Consider the following 22528-nt stretch of genomic DNA (forward strand, 5'->3'; position numbering starts at 1 on the left):
CGGAGCGGTTTGGCGAATGAATTCGCCCCTACAGGGGGTGTTCATGCGCCGCCATGGTGGCCCCGCCCGGCGCCGCGACGAGGAGAATCCAATGATGGACATTCGTGGACTGGCCTACGTGGTGGCGAGCAGCCGCGACCTGGGCGCCTGGCGCCGGCAGGCCGAGGACGTGCTGGGCATGATGGTGGAGGAGGGGCCGCTGGGCGACCTCTATATCAAGATGGACGAGCGGCCGTTCCGCCTGTTCGTCTCCGGCGGGCCGGCCGACCGCTACGTGGCCAGCGGCTGGGAGCTGGCGGGCGAGGAAGCCTTCGAGCAGGCCTGCGCCGAGCTGGAGCGCGCCGGGGTGCCCTACGAGCGCGGCTGCGTCGAGCTGTGCGCGGTGCGCCGGGTAAACGGCCTGGCCAGCCTGCGCGATCCGTCCGGCAACCTGCACGAGCTGGTGTGGGGCGTGCGCTCGGACTTTCGCCGCTTCGTCTCGCCGGCCGGCGTGCCGGGCTTCGTCACCGGCGAACTGGGCATGGGCCACACCGTGCTGCCGGCGGCGAACTTCGAGGAAACCTGGGCGTTCCTGCGCGATGTCATGGGCTTCGGCCTGTCCGACATCCACCGCTTCCAGCCGGCGCCGGACGCCCCGGCCATCCCCATCTACTTCCTGCACTGCAACAACGGCCGCCACCACAGCCTGGCGCTGTTCGGCGCGCCGGTGCCCAGTGGCTGCGTGCACCTGATGGTGGAGGTGGAGAACCTGGTGGAGGTCGGCCGCGCCCACGACCGCATGCAGCGCGCGGGCGTGAAGCTGATGGCCACCCTCGGCCAGCACGTCAACGACCGCATGACCTCCTTCTACATGGACACCCCCTCGGGCTTCGCCATCGAGTACGGCTTCGGCGGTCTGGTCCTCGACTGGACGCGGCACAGCGTCTACGAGGCCAGCGAGGTGAGCGTGTGGGGGCATGACTTCGGCGTGGGCTTCAACGCGCCGGCCAACTGAGCCGCGACACCACCGGGCGTGCTGCCGACGGCATCACGCCCGGATATCCCTCAAATGGGTGATGTGTCGCCCACCCGCCCTTTCCCACACTGGACTCGTCCCCGCCGCGCCGGCTTCACGCGCGGCGGGGGCATGGACCTGCCCGCGTGGTGGCTTCGCCCGAGCGCGGGTGTGCGATGCCTGAACAAGAAAAACCAGGAGGCAGAATGCCCAAGGCAGCAAGAAAGGACTTCCGGCGAGGCGGGCAGCGCGAGCTGCTGGCCCTGGCCGTGGCGTTGAGCAGCGGGGCGGCGCACGCCCTGCCGACCCTCGAACTCGGCGAGTCGACCACCCTCGAATCGTCGCTGACGGTGAATTACACCGCCTCGGTGCGGACCGAGAAGGCTGACGACGAGTATCTCGACAACCGCAACTATGACGACGGCACGCGCAACTTCGACCGCGGCTCGCTGATCACCAACCGCGTCAGCCTGTTCGGCGAGGCGCTGTTGCGCCACGACAACCTCGGCGCCATGGTCCGTGCCAGCCACTTCTACGACGCGGCCTACCACGACAGCAACGACAACGACTCGCCGGCCACCGTCAACAAGGTCGGCGCCCACGACCACTTCATCGAGAAGACCCGCGAGCGCAGCGGCGGCGAGTTCCGCCTGCTGGACGCCTTCGTGTTCGGCAGCTGGGATTTCGATGACCGCTACCTGTCGGTGAAGGCCGGCCGCCACCTGGTGGCCTGGGGCGAGAGCCTGTTCTGGCCGAACATCAGCCAGGGCCAGGCGCCGGTCGACGCCACCAAATTCAACGTGCCGGGCACCGAGGCCAAGGATGCCTACCTGCCGGTCGGCCAGGTGTCGGCGTCCTTCTCGCTGACCGACGACCTGACCCTGGTCGGCTTCTGGCAGTACAAGTGGGAGGAGACCCTGCTCAACCCGGTGGGCGACTTCTTCGGCAGCGACTTCTTCGGCCCGGGCGCGCAGTTCTTTCGTCTGGATGACGGGGTGATCGGCAGCCTGCCGAACCAGACCGGCCTGGCGGTCAACTATGCCGGCGAGGTGGAGCCGGACGACGACGGCCAGTGGGGCCTGGGCCTGCGCTACCAGCTGGCGCAGAACACCGAGGTCGGTCTCTACCACTACCGCTACCACGACCGGGTGGCGGCGCTGTTCTTCGACTTCACCGGCGACACCCAGTACTCCTCGCTCAAGCGCGCGGGCCGCGGCACCGGGGCAGGCAACGCGCCGGCCTACCAGCTCGGCTACTTCGACGACATCGCCCTGACCGGGGTGAGCCTGAGCACCAAGCTCGGCGATGCGGTGCAGATCGGCAGCGACCTCAGCTACCGCGAGGACGCTGCGGTGTACCTGTCCAACGGCGCGCCGACCCGCGGCAACCTGATCCAGGGCAACCTCAACGCCGTGTACATCCTCGGCCCGAGCGCGCTGGCCCACCAGACCACGCTGATGGGCGAGGTGGTGCACCAGCGCATCGACAGCGTCGAGGACCTGGTCGTGACCGGCGGCCTGCCGGGGCAGAACGGCACCTTCGACGACTTCGAGCACGACGGCCAGACACGCGGCAGCACGCTGCTCGGCGTCGGCGCGATGTTCGACTACCCGAGCCTGTTCAGCGGCTGGGACCTGACCACCAAGCTGTTCTGGAACCAGAACGTCGCCGGCAGCGCCCTGTCCGGCCTGGGCCGCGACGAAAAGCGCATCACCGTCGGCGGCGACTTCAAGTACCTGGGCAACTTCCAGGTCGGCCTGACCTACGTCGGCTACCTCGGCTCGGCGGACATCGCCAACGGCCGCACCCTGGCGGATCGCGACTATGTGTCGCTGAACGCCAAGTACACCTATTAAGAAGGGGAGGGACCCATGAACAAGCAAACGCAACTCGCCAGCCTGCTCGCCTGCGGCGCGCTGCTCGCGCTCGCCACGCCGGCGCTGGCCAATACCGATGAAGCGGCCCGGCTGGACAGCAGCACCCTCACCTGCATGGGCGCCGAGCGCGCCGGCAACGCCGACGGCAGCATTCCGGAGTATTCCGGCAAGTGGTTGGGCGCGCCGCCGCACGTGAATTTCCAGGGCACCGGCAACCATCCGCTCGATCCCTACCCGGACGAGAAGCCGCTGTTCGTCATCACCGCGGCCAACATGGCCGAGCACGAGCAGCACCTCACCGACGGCATGAAGGCGCTGTTCCGGCAGTATCCGCAGACCTTCCGCATGCCGGTCTATCCCTCGCACCGCGACTTCCGCTTCAACGACAGCGTGTGCCAGGCGACCAAGGCCAACGTCGGCTACGCGCATCTGACCGATGACGGCGAGGGCGTGGTGGCCAAGACCGGCGGCACGCCGTTCCCGCTGCCGAAGAGTGGTCTGGAACTGCTGAAGAACGCCTCGCTGTTCACCGTGCGCGCGTGGACCGAGGAATACGTCTCGGACAACGCCTATGTGCTGCGCGACGGCAAGGTCAACTGGGGCCGCGTGCACTCGAAGAACCTGGCGCCGCACCTGGAGCCGGGCCGCATCGGCGACACCAGCGGCCAGTCGTCCTTCTACCTCAACGAGACCCTGCTGCCGCTGCGCGACAAGGGTGAGGTGAACACCGGCATGGAGTTCTGGAACGACAAGACCGAGCCGCGCCAGAGCTGGCGCTACGACCCGGGTACCCGTCGCGTGCGCCAGGCCCCCGGCTATGGCTTCGACATGGCGTTCCCCGGCACCGGCGGGTCGATCACCGTGGACGAGGTACGGCTGTTCAACGGTTCCGGCCAGCGCTACGACTGGAAGATCGTCGAGAAGAAGGAGCTGTACATCCCCTACAACGCCTATCGCATCCACTCGCCGGAGCTGAAGTACGCCGACCTGCTCAAGCCGGGCCATATCGACCCGACCCACATGCGCTACGAGAAGCACCGCGTGTGGGTGCTGGAAGGCACCCTCAAGGCCGACTACCGCCACCTGTACGGCAAGCGTCGCCTGTACATCGACGAGGACACCTGGTTCCCCATCGTCGCCGACAACTACGACAGCCGCGGCGAGCTGTGGCGTACCTCGATGCTCAACTTCTTCTACGCCTACGAGACCCAGACGATGCAGGCCGGTGTCGGCCTGTACCACGACCTGCTGGAGAACACCTACCTGGCGTTCAACCTGATCAACGAGCAGCCCAAGGGCTTCAAGCTGAACGTGGCGGGCTTCCGCCCGGCGATGTTCGGGCCGGAGGCGGCCCGCCGGGGCGGCCTGTGATGGACGGGGCAGGGGGCGCGTGCGCCCCTTGCCTCGCTGCGGGCACCAGCTACGCCGAACTGCAGGGGCTGATCGGCCTGGTCTACGACGGCCTGCTCGAGGACAAGCCGTGGAACGCCCTGCTCGACGCCCTGCGCCGGCAGTTCCGCGCCAACTACGCGTCGCTGACCATCCGGCTGCCGAGCGCCGAGGATCGCGGCCTGGTGGTGTTCGCCGGCGAGGCGCGACCGCACATCCACGCCCTGTACAGCAGCTCGCTGTACGCGGTCGATCCGTTCGTCAACCTGCCGCGCGACACCGTGGTGATGCTCGAGGAGCTGATCGACGAGCGCGAGTGGCTGGCCAGCGTGATCTACCGCGACTTCCTCGAACCGCTGCAGGTGCGCTACATGATGGGCGCCGACATCCGCAGCGACGACGGCCGCGAGCGCGAATTCCGCCTGCGCCTGAGCCGCCCGCCGCAGAGCGGGCCATTCAGCGAGACGGAGCGGGCGCTGTGCGGCCTGCTACTGCCGCACCTCAAGCGCGCGCTGCGCCTGTACGCCCATCTCGACCGGGTGGAGAGCGCCTGCCGCCTGTACGTCGGCACCTTGGAGCGCATCGGCATCGGCTCGATCCTGCTCGACGAGGACGGCAGCATCTGCCGGCTCAACAAGGTCGCCGAGGAGATCCTCGCCGAGGGCGAGTGCCTGCAACTGCACAACGGCATGCTCGAAGCCGTCGCCCCGCGCGACGACCGCCGCCTGTGGCGGCTGATCAAGCAGGCCGCCGCCGGCCGCAACGGCAGCGGCCTGGTGGAAGCCATCGCCCTGGATCGCGGCGGCCAGCCCGGCGGGCTCAGCGTACTGGTGCGCAGCATCCCGCTCACCGCCAGCGCCGAAGCCGGCCGCGCCGCGGCCGTCGAACTTATCCTGCGCGACAGCAGCCGCCCGGCGCAGCCTTCCGAACCCCTGCTGCGCCAGCTCTACCAGCTCACCCCGGCCGAAGCCGCACTGGCCGTGCTGCTCGGCGAAGGCCTGACCCTCGAGGAAAGCGCCAGCCGCCTCGGCATCAGCCGCAACACCGCCCGCAGCCACCTGCGCGCAGTGTTCGCCAAGACCGGGGTGAAACGGCAGACCGCGCTGGTGCAGTTGTTGCTGTGCAGTGTGGTGGCGCTGGATTGAGGGGGGCGTCACCGAGCGCGTGGGGAAAGCGACGGCTGGCCCGGGCGGGGGCGATTCCGTAACATCCGCAGCCGTTTTTCCCATCCCGCCGGCCGTTCGCGCCGGCCCAGATCGCAGGAACCCCATGAAACCAGCCCGTCTGCGCGCCGATGTCCTGGCCGGACTCACCACCTCCTTCGCCCTGGTGCCCGAGTGCATCGCCTTCGCCCTGGTCGCCCAGCTCAACCCGCTGATGGGCCTCTACGGCGCCTTCATCATCTGCACCCTCACCGCGCTGTTCGGCGGTCGGCCGGGCATGGTCTCCGGCGCCGCCGGCTCGATGGCGGTGGTGATAGTCGCGCTGGTGGTGCAGCACGGCGCGCAGTACCTGCTGGCCACCGTGTTGCTCGGCGGCCTGCTGATGGTCGCCTTCGGCCTGCTGCGCCTCGGCAAGCTGATCCGCATGGTGCCGCATCCGGTGATGCTCGGCTTCGTCAACGGCCTGGCGATCGTCATCGCGCTGTCCCAGCTGGAGCACTTCAGGCACGGCGAGGCGTGGCTGAGCGGCAATGCGCTGTACCTGATGCTGGGGCTGGTGGCGCTGACCATGGCCATCGTCTATCTGCTGCCGCGCCTGACCCGCGCGGTGCCGCCGGCGCTGGTGGCGATCCTGAGTGTCGGCCTGGCGGTCTGGCTGCTCGACCTGCCGACCCACACCCTCGGCGACATGGCCGACATCGCCGGCGGCCTGCCAATGTTCGCCCTGCCGGACATCCCCTGGAACCTGGAAACCCTGGGCATCATCGCGCCCTACGCGATCCTGATGGCCCTGGTCGGCCTGCTGGAAACCCTGCTGACCCTCAACCTCACCGACGAGATCACCGGCAGCCGCGGCTACCCCGACCGCGAGTGCACGGCCCTCGGCGCGGCCAACGTGGTCTCCGGGCTGTTCGGCGGCATGGGCGGCTGCGCGATGATCGGCCAGACCATGATCAACCTCAGCTCCGGCGGGCGTGGCCGTCTCTCCGGCGTGGTCGCCGGGGTGATGATCCTGCTGTTCGTGCTGTTCCTCTCGCCGCTGATCGAACGCATCCCGCTCGCCGCACTGGTCGGGGTGATGTTCGTGGTGGCGCAGCAGACCTTCGCCTGGGCCTCGCTGCGGGTGCTCGGCAAGGTGCCGCTGAACGACGCGCTGGTGATAGTCGCGGTGACCATCGTCACCGTGTTCACCGACCTGGCCACCGCCGTGCTGTGCGGCATCGTCATCGCCGCGCTCAACTTCGCCTGGCAGCAGGCCCGCGAGCTGTACGCCGACAGCCATCTGGAGGCCGACGGCAGCAAGCTCTACCGCCTGCACGGCACGCTGTTCTTCGCCTCCACCACGACCTTCCTCAACCAGTTCGACCCGGCCGGCGATCCCGATCAGGTGGTCCTCGACTGCCGCCATCTGAGCTTCGTCGACTACTCGGCCATCGCCGCGCTGAAGACCCTGCGCGAGCGCTACGCCAAGGCCGGCAAGCACCTGCGCGTGCTGCACCTGTCCGAGCGCTGCAAGCAGCTGCTCAAGCGGGCGGGGGTGCATCAGGGGGAGTGAGGCCTGGCTGGTGGAGGCTGCCAACCGCCAGGATCGGTGCTGGTGCGGTCGCTGCTGTGCAGCGTCATGGCGCTGGATTGGGGGCGTGAGCCGAATAGCTGGCTCTGTCGGCTCGTTGCTGGTCGGCAGGGGTAGGGTGCGCCGTGCGCACCTTGTCCGCATACGGACAAACGGTCCACTGGGTGGTGCGCATGGCGCACCCTACGGCAAGGCGTGCGGGTCATTCCGACTCACCTGCGCAGTCGCTATGACAGCGATTTTTCGAGTCTTTTTGACTGCATTTTTCCGAGTGTGGCGCTAGGTTATTGATCTGCAAGTCCCCGCACGCCTGGCACGTTTCCTGACTGGTCATCCGCAACTGCTGCAACCCGTTGTGGAGGTACCTGCGATGTCCGGCGTGCTCGAATCCCCCAGCAAAGTCTTCCATCTGGCCAACAACCTGGTCGTGTCCGGCGTGGTCATCCTGCTCGTCGGCGTGCTCGGCGCCTACTGCTTCGACGAGGCCATCGGCCTCGGCCTGGTGGTCGGCTCGCACATGCTGACCATCGTTGGCCCGTCGCTGGTCAAGCTCGGCTACGTGATGCGCCTGTCGGTGCAGGACAAGCTGCTCGCCTGCTGATGAGTGGCCTCAACGCCCCTCGAAACGCGGCTTGCGCTTGTCGATGAACGCCTGCATGCCTTCCTTCTGGTCGCGCGAGGCGAACAGCAGGGCGTTGGCTTTGCGCTCCAGGGCCAGGCCCGCTTCCAGCGAGGCGTCCATGCCGGCGAGGATCACCTCCTTGATCTGCTCGGCGGCCAGCGGCGGCATGGCGGCGATGTCGCGGGCCATCTCCAGGGCGCGTTCCTGCACCTCGGCGTCGTCGACCAGTTCGCTGACCAGCCCGGCGACCCAGGCCTCCTCGGCGCTGATCGGCGCGCCGGTGAGCGCCATGCGCATCGCCTTGGCCTTGCCCACCGCGCGCACCAGGCGCTGGGTGCCGCCGATGCCGGGCATGATGCCGATGCGGATTTCCGGCTGGCAGAAGCGCGCGCTGCGCCCGGCGATGATGATGTCGGCGAGCATCGCCAGCTCGCAGCCGCCGCCGTAGGCGTAGCCGCACACCGCGGCGATCACCGGCTTGGGGCAGTGCTGGATCGGCGCCCAGACCCGCTCGGTATGCCGCTGGTAGATGTCGATGGCGCCGACCCCGGCCATGCTGGTGATGTCGCCGCCGGCGGCGAACACCTTGTCGCCGCCGGTGAGGACGATGCAGCGTACCGCCGGGTCGCTGCCCAGCTCGGCGAAGTGCCGGGAGAGCAGCGCCTGCAGCTCCAGACTCAGGGCGTTGGTGGCCTGCGGGCGGTTGAGACTGAGGCGCGCGACGCCTTCGGCGGGGAAGTCGAGAAGCACGGGAACTAGGTTGTCGGCGGACATGCGCGACCTCTCTGCAAGACGGGAGCGATGGGCGATTGTTCGCAGGTGCGGGGCCGTCACTCATCGTCCGTTTGAACGACGAGTCCGGCGAAGGGCCGCCCCTAGAGTGAAGCCATGCAGCTATCAAGGAGCATGCAATGGCCACTCAGAACCTCGATTTCACCGGCAAGGTGGTGCTGGTCACCGGCGGCACCAAGGGCGTCGGCGCTGGCATCGCGCAGAGCTTCCTCGCCGCCGGCGCCCGCGTGCTGGTCTGCGGTCGCAACGCCCCGGAGGCGCTGCCGCACGCCGACGGCCGCCAGGCCGAGTTCCTCCCCGCCGACGTGCGCGACGCCGACTCGCTGGCCACCCTGTTCGCGGTGATCGAGGAGCGTTGCGGACGCCTCGACGTAGTGATCAACAACGCCGGCGGCAGCCCGCACGTGCTGGCCGGCGAGGCCTCGCCGCGCTTCCACGAGGGCATCATCCGCCTCAACCTGATCGCCCCGCTCAACGTCGCCCAGCACGCCAACCGGCTGATGCAGCGCCAGGAGCAGGGCGGGGTGATCGTGTTCATCGGCAGCATCAGCGCTCTGCGTCCCTCGCCGGGCACCGCCGCCTACGGCGCGGCCAAGGCCGGCGTGCTGGCGCTGGTGACCTCGCTGGCGGTGGAGTGGGCGCCGAAGGTGCGCGTGGTCACCGTCAGCCCGGGCCTGGTGCGCACCGAGCAGGCGCACCTGCACTACGGCGACGAGGCAGGCATCGCCGCGGTCGCCGGCACCATCCCCGCCGGGCGCATGGCCAGTCCCGAGGACATCGGCAACGCCTGCCTGTACATCGCCTCGCCGCTGGCCGGCTACGCCAGCGGCTGCAACCTCCTGCTGCACGGGGGCGGGGAAAGTCCCGCCTTCCTCGCCGCAGCCAATTCCGCCCATCAATGACCGAAGCCGGCGCGCCCGCCGTGCGGCGGGGCGCCCTCAACTCCGAGGAGAACATCTTGGCTGAACAAGAATTCATGCCCGCCGTGCGGGCCATGGTGGGGCGCGAGTACGGTCGCGTCTACGCCTGGGACGAGGTCAACGCGCCGATGATCCGCCAGTGGTGCGAGGTCATGGGTATCGACAACCCGCTGTACGTCGACGCCGACTACGCCGCCACCAGCGAGCACGGCGGCATCGTCGCGCCGCCGGCCATGCTGCAGGCGTGGTGCCTGGAAGGCCTGCACATGAACAACTATGCGCCGGGCTCCACCGACGAGAACCCCTACGAGGTGCTCAAGCTGCTCGAAGCTAACGGCTTCGCCTCGGTGGTGGCGGTCAACTCGGACCTGAGCTTCGACCGTTACGTGAAGCTCGGCGAGAAGCTCTACTACACCACCCGCCTAGATGCGGTGGGTGACGAGAAGACCACCGCGCTGGGCACCGGCTACTTCGTCACCCTGGTGATGAGCTTCTTCTCGGAGAAGCCCGAAGGCGACGAGCAGGTCGGCCAGCTGCTGTTCCGCGTGTTCAAGTTCCGCCCGGCCAATCCGGTCAAGGCGGCCGCGGAGGGCGACGGTGCCGCGGCGGTGCCGAAGTTCAAGCGGCCCAAGCCCGGCATCAGCGACGACACCCGCTTCTTCTGGGAAGGCTGCGCCGAGGGCAAGCTGCTGATCCAGCGCTGCACCGCCTGCAACACCCTGCGCCATCCGCCGGCGCCGGTGTGCGCCAAGTGCCACTCCTTCGACTGGGACAGCGTGCAGTCCTCCGGCAAGGGCACGATCTATTCGTTCGTGGTCATGCACTACCCGGAAGTGCCGCCGTTCGACTACCCGAACCCGATCGGCCTGATCGAGCTGGAGGAGGGCGTGCGCCTGACCGCCGGCCTGGTCGGCGTCAAGCGCGACGAGCTGGCCATCGGCCAGGCCGTGCAGGTCGAGTTCCACACCTTCGACGACGAACTGATCCTGCCGCTGTTCCGGCCGGTGGCGCAGTGAGGAACGGACCATGGACTTCGAACTGAACGAGGAACAGCGCGCCATCGCCGAGATGGCCGGCAGCCTGTTCGCCGACTACTGCACCGACGACCGCCTGCGCGCCTTCGACGGCTCTGGCGAGCCGTTCATGGGCGGCTTGTGGCAGAGCTGCGTGGAGACTGGCCTGCACGCCCTGGCCATCCCCGAGGACTTCGGCGGCAGCGGCCTGGGCATGACCGAGCTGATGCTGGTGCTGGAAGCCCAGGGCCGCGCGCTCGGCCAGGTGCCGCTGTGGCGCCACCAACTGGCCGCCGCCACCCTGGCGAAATTCGCCCCTGACGCCGCCGCCGAGACTGTGCAGGCCGCCGCCGAGAGCCAGCGCCTGCTGACCCTGGCGCTGGACGGCCTGGCCAACGCCCGTGGCATCACCCTGCAGGCCAGCGAAGTCGCCGGCGGCTGGCAGCTGGACGGCACGGCGTCCGCCGTGCCGCTGGGCGCCAACGTCTGCCAGGCCCTGTTGCTGGCCAACGCCGCCGGCGCGCCGCGCCTGGTGCTGGTCGACCTCGCCGCCACCGGCATCGACAAGATCGCCGGGGTGTTCACCCAGGGCGAGGCGGTCGCCGACCTGCGCTTCAGCTCCGTGGTGGTGCCGGCCGCGGCGCTGCTGCCGGTCGCCGCGCTGGACTGGCTGGAAAGCCGCGCCATCGCCGCGCTGGCCGCCCTGCAGCTGGGCGTGTCCGCCGAGCAGATCCGCCGCACCGTGGAGTACGTCAACGAGCGCCGCCAGTTCGACCGCGCCATCGGCAGCTTCCAGGCGGTGCAGATGAGCATGGCCGACGCGCACATCGCCGTCGAAGCGCTGCGCTCGGCGCTGTGGCAACTGGTCTGGCGCCTCGACGCCGGCCTGCCGGCCACCTCCGAGGCGTTGGCGACCAAGTACCTCGCCTGCGAGGCCGGCCACCTGGTCGGCCACAAGGCGCAACACGTGCACGGCGGCATCGGCGTCGACCTGACCTATCCGATCCACCGCTACCTCTACTGGAGCCGCGCCCTGGGCATCACCCTCGGTGGCAGCGCCGCGACCCTCGAGCGCCTCGGCGACTGGCTGGCCAACAACGACAAGCTGGGATGGAAATATGACCTCGAAGAAAACCAAGGCATTTGACAAAGTGCTCCCCGGCCAGGCGCTGCCGGAGCTGGCGATTCCGATCACCGTGCAGCTGATCACCGCCGGCGCCATCGCCACCCGCGACTACTTTCCCGGCCACCACGACAAGGATGCCGCGCGCGAACTGGGTTCGCCGCACGTGTTCATGAACATCCTCACCACCAGCGGCCTGGCGCAGCGCTACGTCGAGGACTGGGCCGGCCCCGCCGCGTGCTTCAAGGATCTCAAGATCAAGCTGGGCGCGCCCAACTATCCGGGCGACACCATGACCTTCACCGGCGAGGTGACTGGTCGCGACGAGGCCAGCCGCACCGTGCAGGTGACGCTGAAGGGCAAGAACTCCATGGGCAACCACGTGACCGGTACGGCCACGCTGGTGCTGCCGTAAGGCGCAGGAGAAACAGGATATGACCAGCAATTCGATTTCCGGACGCGCGGCCATCGTCGGCCTCGGTGCGACCGAATTCTCCAAGAACTCCGGGCGCACCGAACTGCGCCTGGCCATGGAAGCCACCCTGGCGGCGCTGGCCGACGCCGGCATCGACCCGTCCGAGGTGGAGGGCTTCAGCTCCTACACCATGGACAACGTGCCGGAATACGAGGTGGCGCGCCTGCTCGGCTGCAAGAACGTCAAGTTCTTCTCGCAGATCCCCCACGGCGGCGGCGGCGCCTGCGCGCCGCTGATGCACGCGGCGATGGCGGTGGCCACCGGCGTGGCCAAGGTGGTGGTGGTGTACCGGGCGATGAACGAGCGCTCCTGGTACCGCTTCGGCAAGCCGCACGACTTCGGCGGCGCGCCGATCTTCGACGCGGTCAACTACGGCTGGTACATGCCGCACGGCTTCCACACCCCGGCGGCCTGGGTCGGCATGTTCGCCCAGCGCTACATGCACACCTACGGCGCTACCAGCGAGGACTTCGGCCGCGTCGCCGTGGCGGTGCGCGACTTCGCCGCCACCAACCCGGCGGCGTTCTTCTACGGCAAGCCGATCACCCTGGAAGAACACCAGGCCTCGCGCTGGATCTGCGAGCCGCTGCACCTGCTCGACTGCTGCCAGGAGTCCGACGGCGCGGTGGCCATGGTCATCACCTCGGCCGAGCGCGCCCGCGACCTGCGCCAGAAGCCGGTGATCATCAAGGGCGCCTCGCAGGGCATCGCCGAGGGCCAGCAGAGCATGACCTCATTCTACCGCGAGGACATCACCGGCCTGCCGGAGATGGGCGTGGTGGCGCGCGAGCTGTACGCGCAGTCCGGCCTCGGCCCGCAGGACCTGCAGACCGCGGTGATCTACGACCACTTCACCCCGTTCGTGCTGCCGCAACTGGAGGAGTTCGGCTTCTGCAAGCGCGGCGAGGCCAAGGACTTCATTCGTGACGGTCTGCACGCCCGCGGCGGTAGCCTGCCGATCAACACCCACGGCGGCCAGCTCGGCGAGGCCTACATCCACGGCATGAACGGCGTGGCCGAGGGCGTGCGCCAGGTGCGCGGCAGCTCGGTCAACCAGGTCGCCGACGTGGAAAACGTGCTGGTCACCGCCGGTACCGGCGTACCCACCAGCGGCCTGATCCTGGGCGCGGCCTGAGGAGCGCAACATGTTCGTCGACCTGACACCCGAGCAACACGCCCTGCGCCTCAAGGTGCGGGACTACTTCCAGAACCTGATGACTCCCGAGCTGCGCAGCGAGCTGCGCGGCAAGGAAGGCGGCGACCTGTACCGCCAGACCATCCGCCAGATGGGCCGCGACGGCTGGCTGGCGGTCGGCTGGCCGAAGGCGCACGGCGGCCAGGGCTACGCGGCCACCGAGCAGCTGATCTTCTTCGAGGAGGCCAACATCGCCGGCGCGCCGCTGCCCTTCGTCACCATCAGCACGGTGGGGCCGGCGCTGATGGAGTACGGCACCGCGCTGCAGAAGGAGAAGTTCCTGCCGGGCATCGCCGCCGGCGAGATCATCTTCGCCATCGGTTACTCCGAGCCGGATGCCGGCTCCGACCTGGCCGTGCTGAAGACCACCGCGCGCCCGGAAGGCGACCATTTCGTGGTCAACGGCAACAAGCTGTGGACCTCCGGCGCCGAGGCGGCCGACTACATCTGGCTGGCCGCGCGCACCGACCCGGAGCGCCCGCGCCACAAGGGTGTGTCGATCCTGATCCTCGATACCCAGTTGCCCGGCTTCTCGACCACGGTGATCCCGACCTGCAGTAACCCCACCGCGGCCACCTACTACGACAACGTCAGGGTGCCGGCCGACATGCTGGTGGGCGAGCTCAACGGCGGCTGGAAGCTGATCACCGCCCAGCTCAACCACGAGCGCCTGGGCCTGGGTTCCTGGGCGGACAAGGTGGCCGGGCTGTTCCGCCGCGTCTACCTGTGGGCGAAGAACCCGGACGAGCAGGGCCGCCGCGCCGTCGAGCACGGCTGGGTGCGCTCGGCGCTGGCCGAGTGCTACGCCCGTCTGGAGGCTATGCGGCTGATCAACTTCCGCATCGCTGCAGGTCTGGAGCGCGGGCAGATGGACGTGGCGCTGGCCTCGACCACCAAGGTCTACGGCGCCGAGTCGGCCATCGAGATCCTCCGCCGCCTGTCGGAGATCGTCGGTGCCAACGGCCTGATCCGCGAGGATTCGGCGGCGTCGCTGCTGCAGGGCGAGCTGGAGTACGAGGTGCGCGCCTCGGTCACCCTGACCTTCGGCGGCGGCACCAACGAGATCCAGCGCGAGCTGATCGCCCAGTTCGGTCTCGGCATGCCGCGCGGGCGCTGAGGGCAAGCGCCCGCGCGTTCGCATGGCGGGCTTCCGGGCCGCGCCGATCCCCTGCTGGGGCGAATTTATTCGCCAAAATGCCCCGCAAGGCGAATGAATTCGCCCCTACAGGGTGGGAGACGAAATCCGCTACATTGCCGCTGGGGCACGGCCCCCGGCGCACCACAACAAGGACAACAACCGATGAGCGCAATCGACGATTTCCGCCAGGAAACGCGGGCCTGGCTCGAAGCCAACTGCCCGCCCTCGCAGCGCACCCCGCTGCCCGAGGGCCAACTGGTGTGGGGCGGCAGCCAGGTCGAGTTCCATGACGAAGACCAGCGCCTGTGGTTCGAACGCATGCGCGACAAGGGCTGGTTCTGCCCGGACTGGCCGACCGAATACGGCGGCGGCGGGCTGTCGCCGGCCGAGCTGGCGGTGCTGGAAAGCGAGCTGCGCCGCCTCAAGTGCCGGCCGCCGCAGATCAACCTGGGGATATGGATGCTCGGCCCGGTGCTGCTCGAATACGGCAGCGAGCAGCAGAAACGCGACCTGCTCACCCCCATGGCGCGCGGCGAGATCCGCTGGTGCCAGGGCTTCTCCGAGCCGAACGCCGGCTCCGACCTGGCCAGCTTGAAGACCAGCGCCCGCGACGAGGGCGACCACTTCGTGGTCAACGGCACCAAGATCTGGACCTCCTACGGCGACAAGTCCGACTGGATGTACGCGCTGGTGCGCACCGACCCGAGCGCGCCCAAGCACCTGGGCATCAGCCTGATCGTGCTGGACATGCGTTCGCCCGGCATCAGCGTCAGCCCGATCGACCTGATCAGCGGCAAGTCGGCGTTCTGCCAGGTGTTCTTCGACAACGTCAAGGTGCCGAAGAGCCAGCTGATCGGCCCGCTCAACGGCGGCTGGACGCTGGGCAAGAGCCTGCTGCAGCACGAGCGCAAGGCCATGTCCAAGTTCGGCGAGACCAGCCTGCCGAACCACTTCCACCTGCTGCCGCTGCTCGAGCGCTACCTGCCCGAGCCGCGCAGCGTCGCCGACCAGGCCCTGCGCGCCCGCGCGTTGGCCTGTGCGATGGACGAGCATGCCTACGCCCTCACCGTGCAGCGCATGGGCGAGGAGGCGCGCAGCGGCCAGGACATCTCCGGGCTGATGGCGATCATGAAGCTGGTGCACAGCGAGCAGGACCGGGAGAAGTTCGAGATCCTCCTCGACGCCCTCGGCTACCACGCCCTTGGCTGGGAAGGCGACGCCTTCACCAATGAGGAGCTGGCGATCACCAAGGCCTGGCTGAACGGTTTCGCCCTGACCATCGCCGGCGGCGCCTCCGAGGTGCAGCTCAACGTCATCGCCAAGCGGGTCCTCGGCCTGCCGGACGCCAAGTGAGGAACACGCCATGAGCCTGATTTTCAACCAAGAACAACGGCTGCTGGCCGACACCGCGCGCGAGTTCCTCGCCGCGCGCAGCCCGGTGGCCGCGCAGCGCCGCCTGCGTGACGAGCGCGCACCGCTCGGCTTCGATCCTGCGCTGTGGGGCGAGATGGTCGAGCTGGGCTGGAGCGCCATCCCGTTCCCCGAAGATTTCGGCGGCCTGGACTTCGGCTGCCAGAGCCTCGGTCCGCTGTTCGAGCAGATCGGCCGCAACCTATCCGCCAGCCCGCTGCTGTCCAGCGTGGTGCTGGCCGGCTCGCTGCTGCAACTGGCCGGATCGGCCGCGCAGCAGCAACGCTGGCTGCCGGCGCTGATCGCAGGCGACAAGCGCCTGGCGCTGGCCATCGACGAGGCCGGCCGCCACGATCCGCTGGCCATCGAGCTGCGCGCCGAGCGCGACGCGGACGGCTGGCGGCTGTCCGGCGCCAAGCTGTTCGTGGTCGACGGCCTCGCAGCCGATGGCTACCTGGTGCTGGCGCGCACGGCCGGCCAGCGCGGCGAGGCCCACGGCCTGTCGCTGCTGCTGGTCGAGGCAGGCGCGCCGGGCCTGAGCGTGGCCCCGGCGGCGCTGATCGACTCGCGCAACTGCGCGCGTCTGCAGTTCGACGGTGTGCTGGTCGGCGCGGACGCGCTGGTCGGCGAAGCGCACGGCGCCCTGCCGGCGCTGGAAACCGCGCTGGACCGTGGCCGCGTGTGCCTGGCCGCCGAGCTGCTCGGTGCCGCCGAGACGCTGTTCGCCACCACCCTCGACTACCTGAAGACCCGCGTGCAGTTCGACGCGCCGATCGGCTCGTTCCAGGCCCTGCAGCACCGCGCCGCGCGTCTGTACGTCGAGCTGGCGCTGGCGCGCAGCGCGGTGATGGCCGGCCTGGCCGCCCTCGACGACGCCTCCATGGATGCCGGCGAACGCGCCCGCCTGGCCAGCCTGGCCAAGTGGAAGGCCGGGATCGCCGCCGACAGGGTGAGCAACGAGGCGGTGCAGATGCACGGCGGCATCGGCGTCACCGACGAGCTGGACGTCGGCCTGTACCTCAAGCGCATCCGCGTCGCCCAGGCCTGCTTCGGCGACACCGACTACCACTGCCAGCGCTACGGCGCGCTGGTCTGATCGCGGGAGTGACCGATGAGCGTGGAAAACTGGCAAGCCGCCTGGCGGCAACTGATCGCGCCGGGCTCGCCCTTCGAGGTGGTGGCGCCTGACGGCGACGGCCCGCGCTGCTTCCGCAACGCGCAGCCGGACCTGCTGACCGCGCTGAACGCCGGGCGCGCCCACGGCGAGCGCGAATTCGTGGTCTGGGAGGATGAGCGGCTGACCTTCGCCGAGTTCTTCGCCCGGGTCGACCGTCTGGCCACCCAGTTGCGCACGCGCTTCGGTGTGCGCAAGGGCGACCGCGTGGCCATCGCCATGCGCAACCAGCCGGCCTGGCTGGTGTCCTTCGTCGCCGCGGTGGCCAGCGGCGCCATCGTGGTGCCGCTGAACAGCTGGGGCCAGCGCGAGGAGCTGCTGCACGGCCTGGAGGATTCCGGCGCGCGGGTGCTGCTGTGCGACGCGGCGCGCCTGGCGCTGGTCGCGGGCGATCTGGAGGCGCTCGATCTGCAGGCCATCGCCGTCGGCGCGGCGGAGCAGGGCCGATGGGTGTGCGACTACGAGGCGCTGCTCGCCGAGGACGTGGCGCTGCTGCCGCCGCCGGCGTTACAGCCCGACGACCCGCTGCTGATCCTCTATACCTCCGGCACCACCAGCAAGCCCAAGGGCGTGCTGTCCAGCCACCGTGCGGTGTGCCAGGCGCTGGCCGCCTTCGAGTTCCAGGGCGCCTTCGCCGCGATGAGTTCGCCCGCGCGGATCAAGGCGCTCATGGCCAGCGGCTTCGCGCCGACCAGCCTGATGGCCGTGCCGCTGTTCCACGTCAGCGGCCTGCACGCGCAGTTCCTGCTGGCGCTGCGCAGCGGCCGGCGCCTGGTACTGATGTACAGGTGGGACGCCGAGCGCGCCCTCGACCTGATCGAGCGCGAGCGCTGCACCCAGTTCAGCGGTTCGCCGGCGATGATGCAGCAGCTTCTGGCCTCGCCGCGCTTCGCCAGCGAAGCGACCACCAGCCTGTTCGGTCTGGGGCTCGGCGGCGCGGCGGCCAACCCGGGGCTGCTGGCGCAGCTCACCGGCGTCAAGCCGAACGCCATCGGCGGCGCCGGCTACGGCATGACCGAGAGCAACGGCGTGGGCGCGGCCATCGGTGGCGACCAGTTCGTCTACAAGCCGGCCACGGTCGGCTGGCCGCTGCCCGTCGTCGAGGTGCGCATCGGCGACACCCCCGACGCGCCGCAGGCACCGGGCGTGGAAGGACAGATCTGGCTGCGCTCGCCGACCCTGATGTGCGGCTACTGGCAGCAGCCCGCGGCCACCGCCGAGGCGCTGCAGAACGGCTGGCTGGCCACCGGCGACGTCGGCTGCGTGGACGAGGAGGGTTTCCTGCGCATCACCGACCGGCTCAAGGACCTGATCAACCGCGGCGGCGAGAAGGTCGCCGCCGCCGAGGTCGAGGCCTGCGCCAGCGGCCTGGATGGGGTGATCGAAGCCGCCGCCTTCGCCGTGCCGGACGCGCGCATGGGCGAGGCGGTGGCGCTGGTGGCGCGGGTGCGCGAGGGCAGCGGGGTGGACGAGGTGGCGCTGCACGCGCACATCGCCGCGCACCTGGCGGCGTTCAAGGTGCCCGCGCACCTGCAGGTCGTGCACGCCGAGCTGCCGCGCAACGCCTCCGGCAAGCTGCTCAAGCGCGAGCTGCGCGAGGACTTCGTGCGCCGCTTCCTGCGCTAGCACGGTCATTTCAGAGGCGTTGCTGGACGCGCCCGCACCCGAGCTTCCTGCGGAAGTCTCGGGTGCGGGCGCTGGCGTTTTCCCGGTCTGTAGGGGCGAATTCATTCGCCAGTTATCCCGCCAAGGCGAATGAATTCGCCCCTACAGCGGATGACCGTGCTCATGCGACTGCCCTCGACCGGAAGCGGTTGGTTGTAGTCCTGACGGACGATGATGCGGAGAACCCCCATTGGGAACCATGGACTCCGGCACCCAAGCCGGACCACCCCATCGGAGACCAACAACAATGAACAGAAAAGGTGTTGCGCTAGCCATAGCACTGGCGGTCAATGCAGGCCTGATCGCCAGCGCCCACGCCAAGGTAAGCCCCGAGGAAGCCGCCAAGCTCGGCAAGGAACTCACCTGCACTGGCGCCGAGCGCGCCGGCAACGCGGACGGCAGCATTCCCGCATTCACCGGCAAGTACCTGGGCGAGGTTCCCGGCTGGAACCACGTGCGCTTCTCCGGCCAGAAGCCGGTCGATCCCTACGCCGACGAGAAGCCGGTAGCGGTGATCACCGCGCAGAACATGGATCAGTACGCCGAGCGCCTGAGCGAAGGGCAGAAGGCGCTGCTCAAGCGTTATCCGGAGACCTACAAGATCAACGTCTACCCCGGCCATCGCGACTTCCGCTATCCGGACTACGTCTGCGAACGGGCGAAGAAGAATGCGCTGACCGCCGAGCTGGAGAACGACGGCATGGGCGTCAAGGGGCTTGGCCAGGTGCCGTTCCCGATTCCGAAGAGCGCCATGGAGGTGCTGTGGAACCACCAGCTGCCGGTGCGCGCCTACACCGAGGACAACATCCGCGACATCGCCAGCGTGTTGCCCAACGGCAAGATCGCCTGGGGCCGTACCTGGCAGCGCAACATGTCGCAGGCCAACGACCCGAAGGTCGAGCCGGACACCGCCACCGGCATGCAGGCGATGAGCTGGAACACCACCCTCTCGCCCCAGCGTGAGAAGGGCACCATGAACATCGCCCACGAGCCGTACAACTTCGTCACCAGCGACCGCCAGGCGTGGACCTACAACCCGGGCACCCGTCGCGTGCGCCAGTTGCCGGGCTATGGCTTCGACCAGCCGATGATCGGCACCAACGGCACCATGATCATCGACGAGGACCGCCTGTTCAACGGTTCGCCCGAACGCTACCAGTGGAAGCTGCTGGGCAAGCGCGAGATGTACGTGCCGGCCAACGCCTTCAAGGCCAACAGCGGCGAGGTCAAGTACGCCGACATCCTGACGCCCAACCACCCCAATCCCGACGTCATGCGCCACGAGCTGCGCCGCGTCTGGGTGCTGGAGGCGAGCCTCAAGGAAGGCTACCGCCACCTGTACAGCAAGCGCGTGCTGTTCATCGACGAGGACACCTGGAACGCGGTGATGGCGGACAACTACGATTCGCGCGGCGAGCTGTGGAAGTTTGCCTTCATCAACTACTACTACCACCCCGACATGAGCGCCTGGCAGGCGGGCTCGTCCTTCTACCACGACCTCAGCTCCGGACAGTACGTCGGCTACACCCTGACCAACGAGTCCAAGCGCGGGCCGATCCTCAACGAGGGCAAGTTCGTTCCGACCATGTACACGGCTGATGCCATCCGCGCCCAGGGGCGCTGATCCCGGTCGCTCCGTTCGGCCGCTCCCCTCGGGGGAGCGGCCCTTTTTTCGCGCATCGCCTCGAGGGGAGAAGGAAATGGACAAGCTCAAGGACCGGGTCGCCATAGTCACCGGTGCCGGCATGGGCATCGGTCGGGGCATCGCCGGCGCGCTGGCCCGCGAAGGGGCCCGGGTGCTGGTGGCGGAAATCGACGCGCAGGCCGGCGAGGAGACGGCTGCCTGGTTGCGCGAGACCTGGGGAGTGGACGCCGCCTTCCAGCGCGTCGACGTGACCGACAAGGCGCAGGTGCAGGCCATGGTCGGTGTTGCCGTCGAGCGTTTCGGCCGGCTGGACATCCTGGTCAACAACGCCTGGCGCGGCTCAGGCTTCGCCCGTCTGGAGAGCCTCGGCGACGAGCGTCTGCGCGGCGCCTTCGACATGGCTGTGATGGCCGCCTTCTGGGCCATGCAAGCGGCCCTGCCGGAGTTCCGCAAGCGCGGCGGCGGGCGCATCATCAACCTGTGCTCGCTCAACGGCGTCAACGCCCATCTGTACACCGCCGACTACAACGCCGCCAAGGAGGCGCTGCGCACCCTGACCCGCAGCGCGGCGCGCGAGTGGGCTGCCGAGCAGGTCTGCTGCAACGTGATCTGCCCGGGCGCGGTCAGCGAGGCCTATCGCAAGTTCGCCAGCGCCAACCCGGGCAATGCCGCGGCCATCGCCGCCGCCAACCCCATGGGGCGGGTCGGCGACCCGCTCGACGATATCGGCCCGGTCGCCGCCTTCCTGGCCAGCGACGATGCCCGCTATCTGACCGGCAATACCCTGTTCGTCGACGGCGGTGCACATATCAACGGCGTGGCCTGGGCGCCGCAACTGAAGGACTGACCGCACCGCCCTGTAGGGGCGAATTCATTCGCCAACGTGGCCCGGTCAGGCGAATTAACTTGATCCCTTACAGGCCGCATGTGGCAACCGAGCGAACCATAACGATAAGAGGCGAGAATCATGGAAAAGGCGTGTGGCCCGCAGGGGCAACAACAGGTCGAGGCTGGCGAAGAGCTGCAGTTGCAGCGCCGGCAGCTGCTCAAGGCCGCTGCGGTTATCGCCGGGGTCAGCCTGTTGCCGCGCTTCGGCTTCGCCGCCACGGGGCTTTCGCAACGCGAATATCTCGAGCTGGACGCCACGGCGATGGCCGAGCAGGTGCGCCGCGGCGCGATCAGCCCAGAGGAGCTGCTGGCCGCCGCACTGGCGCGCTGCGATGCCGTCAATCCGAAGGTCAACGCCGTGGTGATGCGCCACGACGAACATGCCCGGCAGCAGCTCGCCAGCCGCAAGAGCCAGGGGCTGGCCCGCGAGGGTGCGCTGGCCGGCGTGCCGATGCTGCTCAAGGACCTCAACACCTACCTGGCCGGCACCTCGACCAGCAACGGTTCGCGCTTCTTCAAGGACGCTCCGCCAGCCAAGTACAGCAGCACCCTGGCCGCCCGCTACGAGGCCGCCGGCGCGCTGACCTTCGGCAAGACCGCGGTGCCCGAGTTCGGCCTGACCTCCACCACCGAGTCGCTGGCCTGGGGGCAGACCCGCAACCCCTGGAACCTGGCGCACAGCGCCGGCGGCTCCTCGGGCGGCGCGGCGGCGGCGGTGGCCGCCGGCATAGTCCCCGCCGCCCATGCCACCGACGGCGGTGGCTCGATCCGCATTCCGGCCTCCTACTGTGGCCTGTTCGGCATGAAGCCCAGCCGCTACCGCACGCCCAGCGGGCCGGGGAGGTTCGAGGGCTGGTTCGGTGCCAGCGCCGCCCACGCCGTATCGCGCACTGTGCGCGACTCGGCGCTGCTGCTCGACGTCGGCCAGGGCCACGAAACGGGCAGCCCCTACTGGCTGCCGCCACTGGAGCGGCCCTTCGTCGACGAGGTCGGCCGCGATCCGGGCAAGCTGCGCGTGGCGCTGATCGACCAGTCGCTGACCGGTCTGGCCCTCGATGCCGACATCCGCCGGGTGCTAGACGATACGGTCAGGCTGCTGCTGAGCCTCGGCCACGAGATCGAACGGATCCCGCAGCCGGTGCAGCCGCAGCAGGTGTTCGGCGCCCACGGCACGGTGATCGGCACCGCCCTGCTGACCGCCATCCGCGACCGCGAACAGCTGCTCGGCCGCAGCGCCGGTGCGGACGACCTCGAACAGGTCACCCGCACGGTGCTCGAGCGCGCCCAGGGCGTCAGCGGCGAAGCGCTGTTCCGTGCGCGCCAGTCGTTCGAGGCGGTCAGCCTGGCGATGGAAAACCTGTTCGAGCGCTTCGACGTGATCCTCTCGCCGGTCACCGCCACCCTGACTCCGGAGCTCGGCAGGCTGCGTCTGAGCCAGCCGTGGGAGGACTACGCCGGCGCCGCCACCGGTA

Annotated in this window: 19 protein-coding genes (1 of these 19 cut by a window edge); 18 read left to right on the plus strand and 1 reads right to left on the minus strand. The window is 69.0% G+C overall.

What is annotated here, in order from left to right:
• Positions 1-91: 91 nt before the first annotated feature.
• From BLT78_RS04650 to BLT78_RS04675, 6 genes are all read left to right on the plus strand, one after another.
• Positions 92-994, plus strand: a complete 903-nt coding sequence (locus BLT78_RS04650) for a VOC family protein (RefSeq protein ID WP_090347851.1) — start codon at positions 92-94, stop codon at positions 992-994.
• 206 nt (positions 995-1200) lie between these two features.
• Positions 1201-2850: a DUF1302 domain-containing protein gene (locus tag BLT78_RS04655; RefSeq protein ID WP_090347852.1), complete on the plus strand. Its 1650-nt coding sequence runs from the start codon at positions 1201-1203 to the stop codon at positions 2848-2850.
• Between the two features lie 15 nt (positions 2851-2865).
• Positions 2866-4242 carry a DUF1329 domain-containing protein gene (locus BLT78_RS04660; protein ID WP_090347853.1) on the plus strand — a complete coding sequence of 459 codons (1377 nt, stop codon included), beginning with the start codon at positions 2866-2868 and terminating at the stop codon, positions 4240-4242.
• Positions 4242-5405, plus strand: coding sequence for a helix-turn-helix transcriptional regulator (locus tag BLT78_RS04665; RefSeq protein ID WP_090347854.1), 1164 nt, complete (start codon positions 4242-4244; stop codon positions 5403-5405). Before BLT78_RS04660 ends, BLT78_RS04665 begins: the two co-directional genes overlap by 1 nt.
• A gap of 124 nt (positions 5406-5529) precedes the next feature.
• Positions 5530-6978 (plus strand): SulP family inorganic anion transporter, encoded by a 1449-nt coding sequence (locus tag BLT78_RS04670; protein ID WP_090347855.1) that lies wholly within the window; start codon positions 5530-5532, stop codon positions 6976-6978.
• Positions 6979-7366: 388 nt separating this feature from the next.
• Complete coding sequence (locus BLT78_RS04675; protein WP_090347856.1) at positions 7367-7597, plus strand: hypothetical protein; 231 nt, start codon at positions 7367-7369, stop codon at positions 7595-7597.
• 9 nt (positions 7598-7606) lie between these two features.
• Here BLT78_RS04675 and BLT78_RS04680 read toward each other — a convergent pair whose 3' ends face one another.
• Positions 7607-8392, minus strand: a complete 786-nt coding sequence (locus BLT78_RS04680; protein ID WP_090347857.1) for an enoyl-CoA hydratase — start codon at positions 8390-8392, stop codon at positions 7607-7609.
• Between the two features lie 137 nt (positions 8393-8529).
• Between BLT78_RS04680 and BLT78_RS04685 the strand changes: the two genes are divergently transcribed.
• From BLT78_RS04685 to BLT78_RS04740, 12 genes are all read left to right on the plus strand, one after another.
• Positions 8530-9312 carry an SDR family oxidoreductase gene (locus BLT78_RS04685; protein ID WP_090347858.1) on the plus strand — a complete coding sequence of 261 codons (783 nt, stop codon included), beginning with the start codon at positions 8530-8532 and terminating at the stop codon, positions 9310-9312.
• A gap of 74 nt (positions 9313-9386) precedes the next feature.
• Positions 9387-10346, plus strand: a complete 960-nt coding sequence (locus BLT78_RS04690) for a bifunctional MaoC family dehydratase N-terminal/OB-fold nucleic acid binding domain-containing protein (RefSeq protein WP_408003108.1) — start codon at positions 9387-9389, stop codon at positions 10344-10346.
• Between the two features lie 10 nt (positions 10347-10356).
• On the plus strand, positions 10357-11490 hold the full coding sequence (locus BLT78_RS04695) for an acyl-CoA dehydrogenase family protein (RefSeq protein WP_090347860.1): 1134 nt from the start codon (positions 10357-10359) through the stop codon (positions 11488-11490).
• Entirely contained in the window at positions 11462-11881 is a 420-nt protein-coding gene (locus BLT78_RS04700) for a MaoC family dehydratase (RefSeq protein ID WP_090347861.1), read from the plus strand. The genes BLT78_RS04695 and BLT78_RS04700 overlap by 29 nt, the downstream gene beginning before the upstream one ends.
• Positions 11882-11900: 19 nt before the next feature.
• On the plus strand, positions 11901-13076 hold the full coding sequence (locus BLT78_RS04705) for a lipid-transfer protein (RefSeq protein ID WP_090347862.1): 1176 nt from the start codon (positions 11901-11903) through the stop codon (positions 13074-13076).
• A gap of 10 nt (positions 13077-13086) precedes the next feature.
• The gene (locus tag BLT78_RS04710) at positions 13087-14253 is read left to right on the plus strand and encodes an acyl-CoA dehydrogenase family protein (protein WP_090347863.1); all 1167 of its coding nucleotides are present in this window, start codon (positions 13087-13089) and stop codon (positions 14251-14253) included.
• A gap of 183 nt (positions 14254-14436) precedes the next feature.
• Entirely contained in the window at positions 14437-15627 is a 1191-nt protein-coding gene (locus BLT78_RS04715) for an acyl-CoA dehydrogenase family protein (protein WP_090347864.1), read from the plus strand.
• A gap of 10 nt (positions 15628-15637) precedes the next feature.
• A complete protein-coding gene (locus tag BLT78_RS04720; RefSeq protein WP_090347865.1) occupies positions 15638-16780 on the plus strand; it encodes an acyl-CoA dehydrogenase family protein in 1143 nt (380 codons plus the stop codon).
• Between the two features lie 15 nt (positions 16781-16795).
• Positions 16796-18484, plus strand: a complete 1689-nt coding sequence (locus BLT78_RS04725; RefSeq protein WP_090347866.1) for a class I adenylate-forming enzyme family protein — start codon at positions 16796-16798, stop codon at positions 18482-18484.
• 286 nt (positions 18485-18770) lie between these two features.
• Complete coding sequence (locus tag BLT78_RS04730; RefSeq protein WP_090347867.1) at positions 18771-20147, plus strand: DUF1329 domain-containing protein; 1377 nt, start codon at positions 18771-18773, stop codon at positions 20145-20147.
• Positions 20148-20223: 76 nt separating this feature from the next.
• The gene (locus BLT78_RS04735; protein WP_090347868.1) at positions 20224-21015 is read left to right on the plus strand and encodes an SDR family NAD(P)-dependent oxidoreductase; all 792 of its coding nucleotides are present in this window, start codon (positions 20224-20226) and stop codon (positions 21013-21015) included.
• A 120-nt stretch (positions 21016-21135) separates the two neighbouring features.
• Positions 21136-22528, plus strand: partial view of an amidase gene (locus BLT78_RS04740; protein WP_090347869.1) — the 5' portion only. The gene runs 191 nt beyond the window's last position; only the first 1393 of its 1584 coding nucleotides appear in the window; its start codon is at positions 21136-21138; its stop codon lies beyond the right edge, outside the window.

Origin of the sequence: Pseudomonas oryzae (assembly GCF_900104805.1) — a bacterium.
GTDB lineage: Bacteria > Pseudomonadota > Gammaproteobacteria > Pseudomonadales > Pseudomonadaceae > Geopseudomonas > Geopseudomonas oryzae.

Coding starts and splice junctions, on each gene's coding strand:
- BLT78_RS04650 (WP_090347851.1), top strand. CDS start 92: ATGATGGACATTCGTGGACTGGCCTACGTGGTGGCGAGCAGCCGCGAC.
- BLT78_RS04655 (WP_090347852.1), top strand. CDS start 1,201: ATGCCCAAGGCAGCAAGAAAGGACTTCCGGCGAGGCGGGCAGCGCGAG.
- BLT78_RS04660 (WP_090347853.1), top strand. CDS start 2,866: ATGAACAAGCAAACGCAACTCGCCAGCCTGCTCGCCTGCGGCGCGCTG.
- BLT78_RS04665 (WP_090347854.1), top strand. CDS start 4,242: ATGGACGGGGCAGGGGGCGCGTGCGCCCCTTGCCTCGCTGCGGGCACC.
- BLT78_RS04670 (WP_090347855.1), top strand. CDS start 5,530: ATGAAACCAGCCCGTCTGCGCGCCGATGTCCTGGCCGGACTCACCACC.
- BLT78_RS04675 (WP_090347856.1), top strand. CDS start 7,367: ATGTCCGGCGTGCTCGAATCCCCCAGCAAAGTCTTCCATCTGGCCAAC.
- BLT78_RS04680 (WP_090347857.1), bottom strand. CDS start 8,392: ATGTCCGCCGACAACCTAGTTCCCGTGCTTCTCGACTTCCCCGCCGAA.
- BLT78_RS04685 (WP_090347858.1), top strand. CDS start 8,530: ATGGCCACTCAGAACCTCGATTTCACCGGCAAGGTGGTGCTGGTCACC.
- BLT78_RS04690 (WP_408003108.1), top strand. CDS start 9,387: ATGCCCGCCGTGCGGGCCATGGTGGGGCGCGAGTACGGTCGCGTCTAC.
- BLT78_RS04695 (WP_090347860.1), top strand. CDS start 10,357: ATGGACTTCGAACTGAACGAGGAACAGCGCGCCATCGCCGAGATGGCC.
- BLT78_RS04700 (WP_090347861.1), top strand. CDS start 11,462: ATGACCTCGAAGAAAACCAAGGCATTTGACAAAGTGCTCCCCGGCCAG.
- BLT78_RS04705 (WP_090347862.1), top strand. CDS start 11,901: ATGACCAGCAATTCGATTTCCGGACGCGCGGCCATCGTCGGCCTCGGT.
- BLT78_RS04710 (WP_090347863.1), top strand. CDS start 13,087: ATGTTCGTCGACCTGACACCCGAGCAACACGCCCTGCGCCTCAAGGTG.
- BLT78_RS04715 (WP_090347864.1), top strand. CDS start 14,437: ATGAGCGCAATCGACGATTTCCGCCAGGAAACGCGGGCCTGGCTCGAA.
- BLT78_RS04720 (WP_090347865.1), top strand. CDS start 15,638: ATGAGCCTGATTTTCAACCAAGAACAACGGCTGCTGGCCGACACCGCG.
- BLT78_RS04725 (WP_090347866.1), top strand. CDS start 16,796: ATGAGCGTGGAAAACTGGCAAGCCGCCTGGCGGCAACTGATCGCGCCG.
- BLT78_RS04730 (WP_090347867.1), top strand. CDS start 18,771: ATGAACAGAAAAGGTGTTGCGCTAGCCATAGCACTGGCGGTCAATGCA.
- BLT78_RS04735 (WP_090347868.1), top strand. CDS start 20,224: ATGGACAAGCTCAAGGACCGGGTCGCCATAGTCACCGGTGCCGGCATG.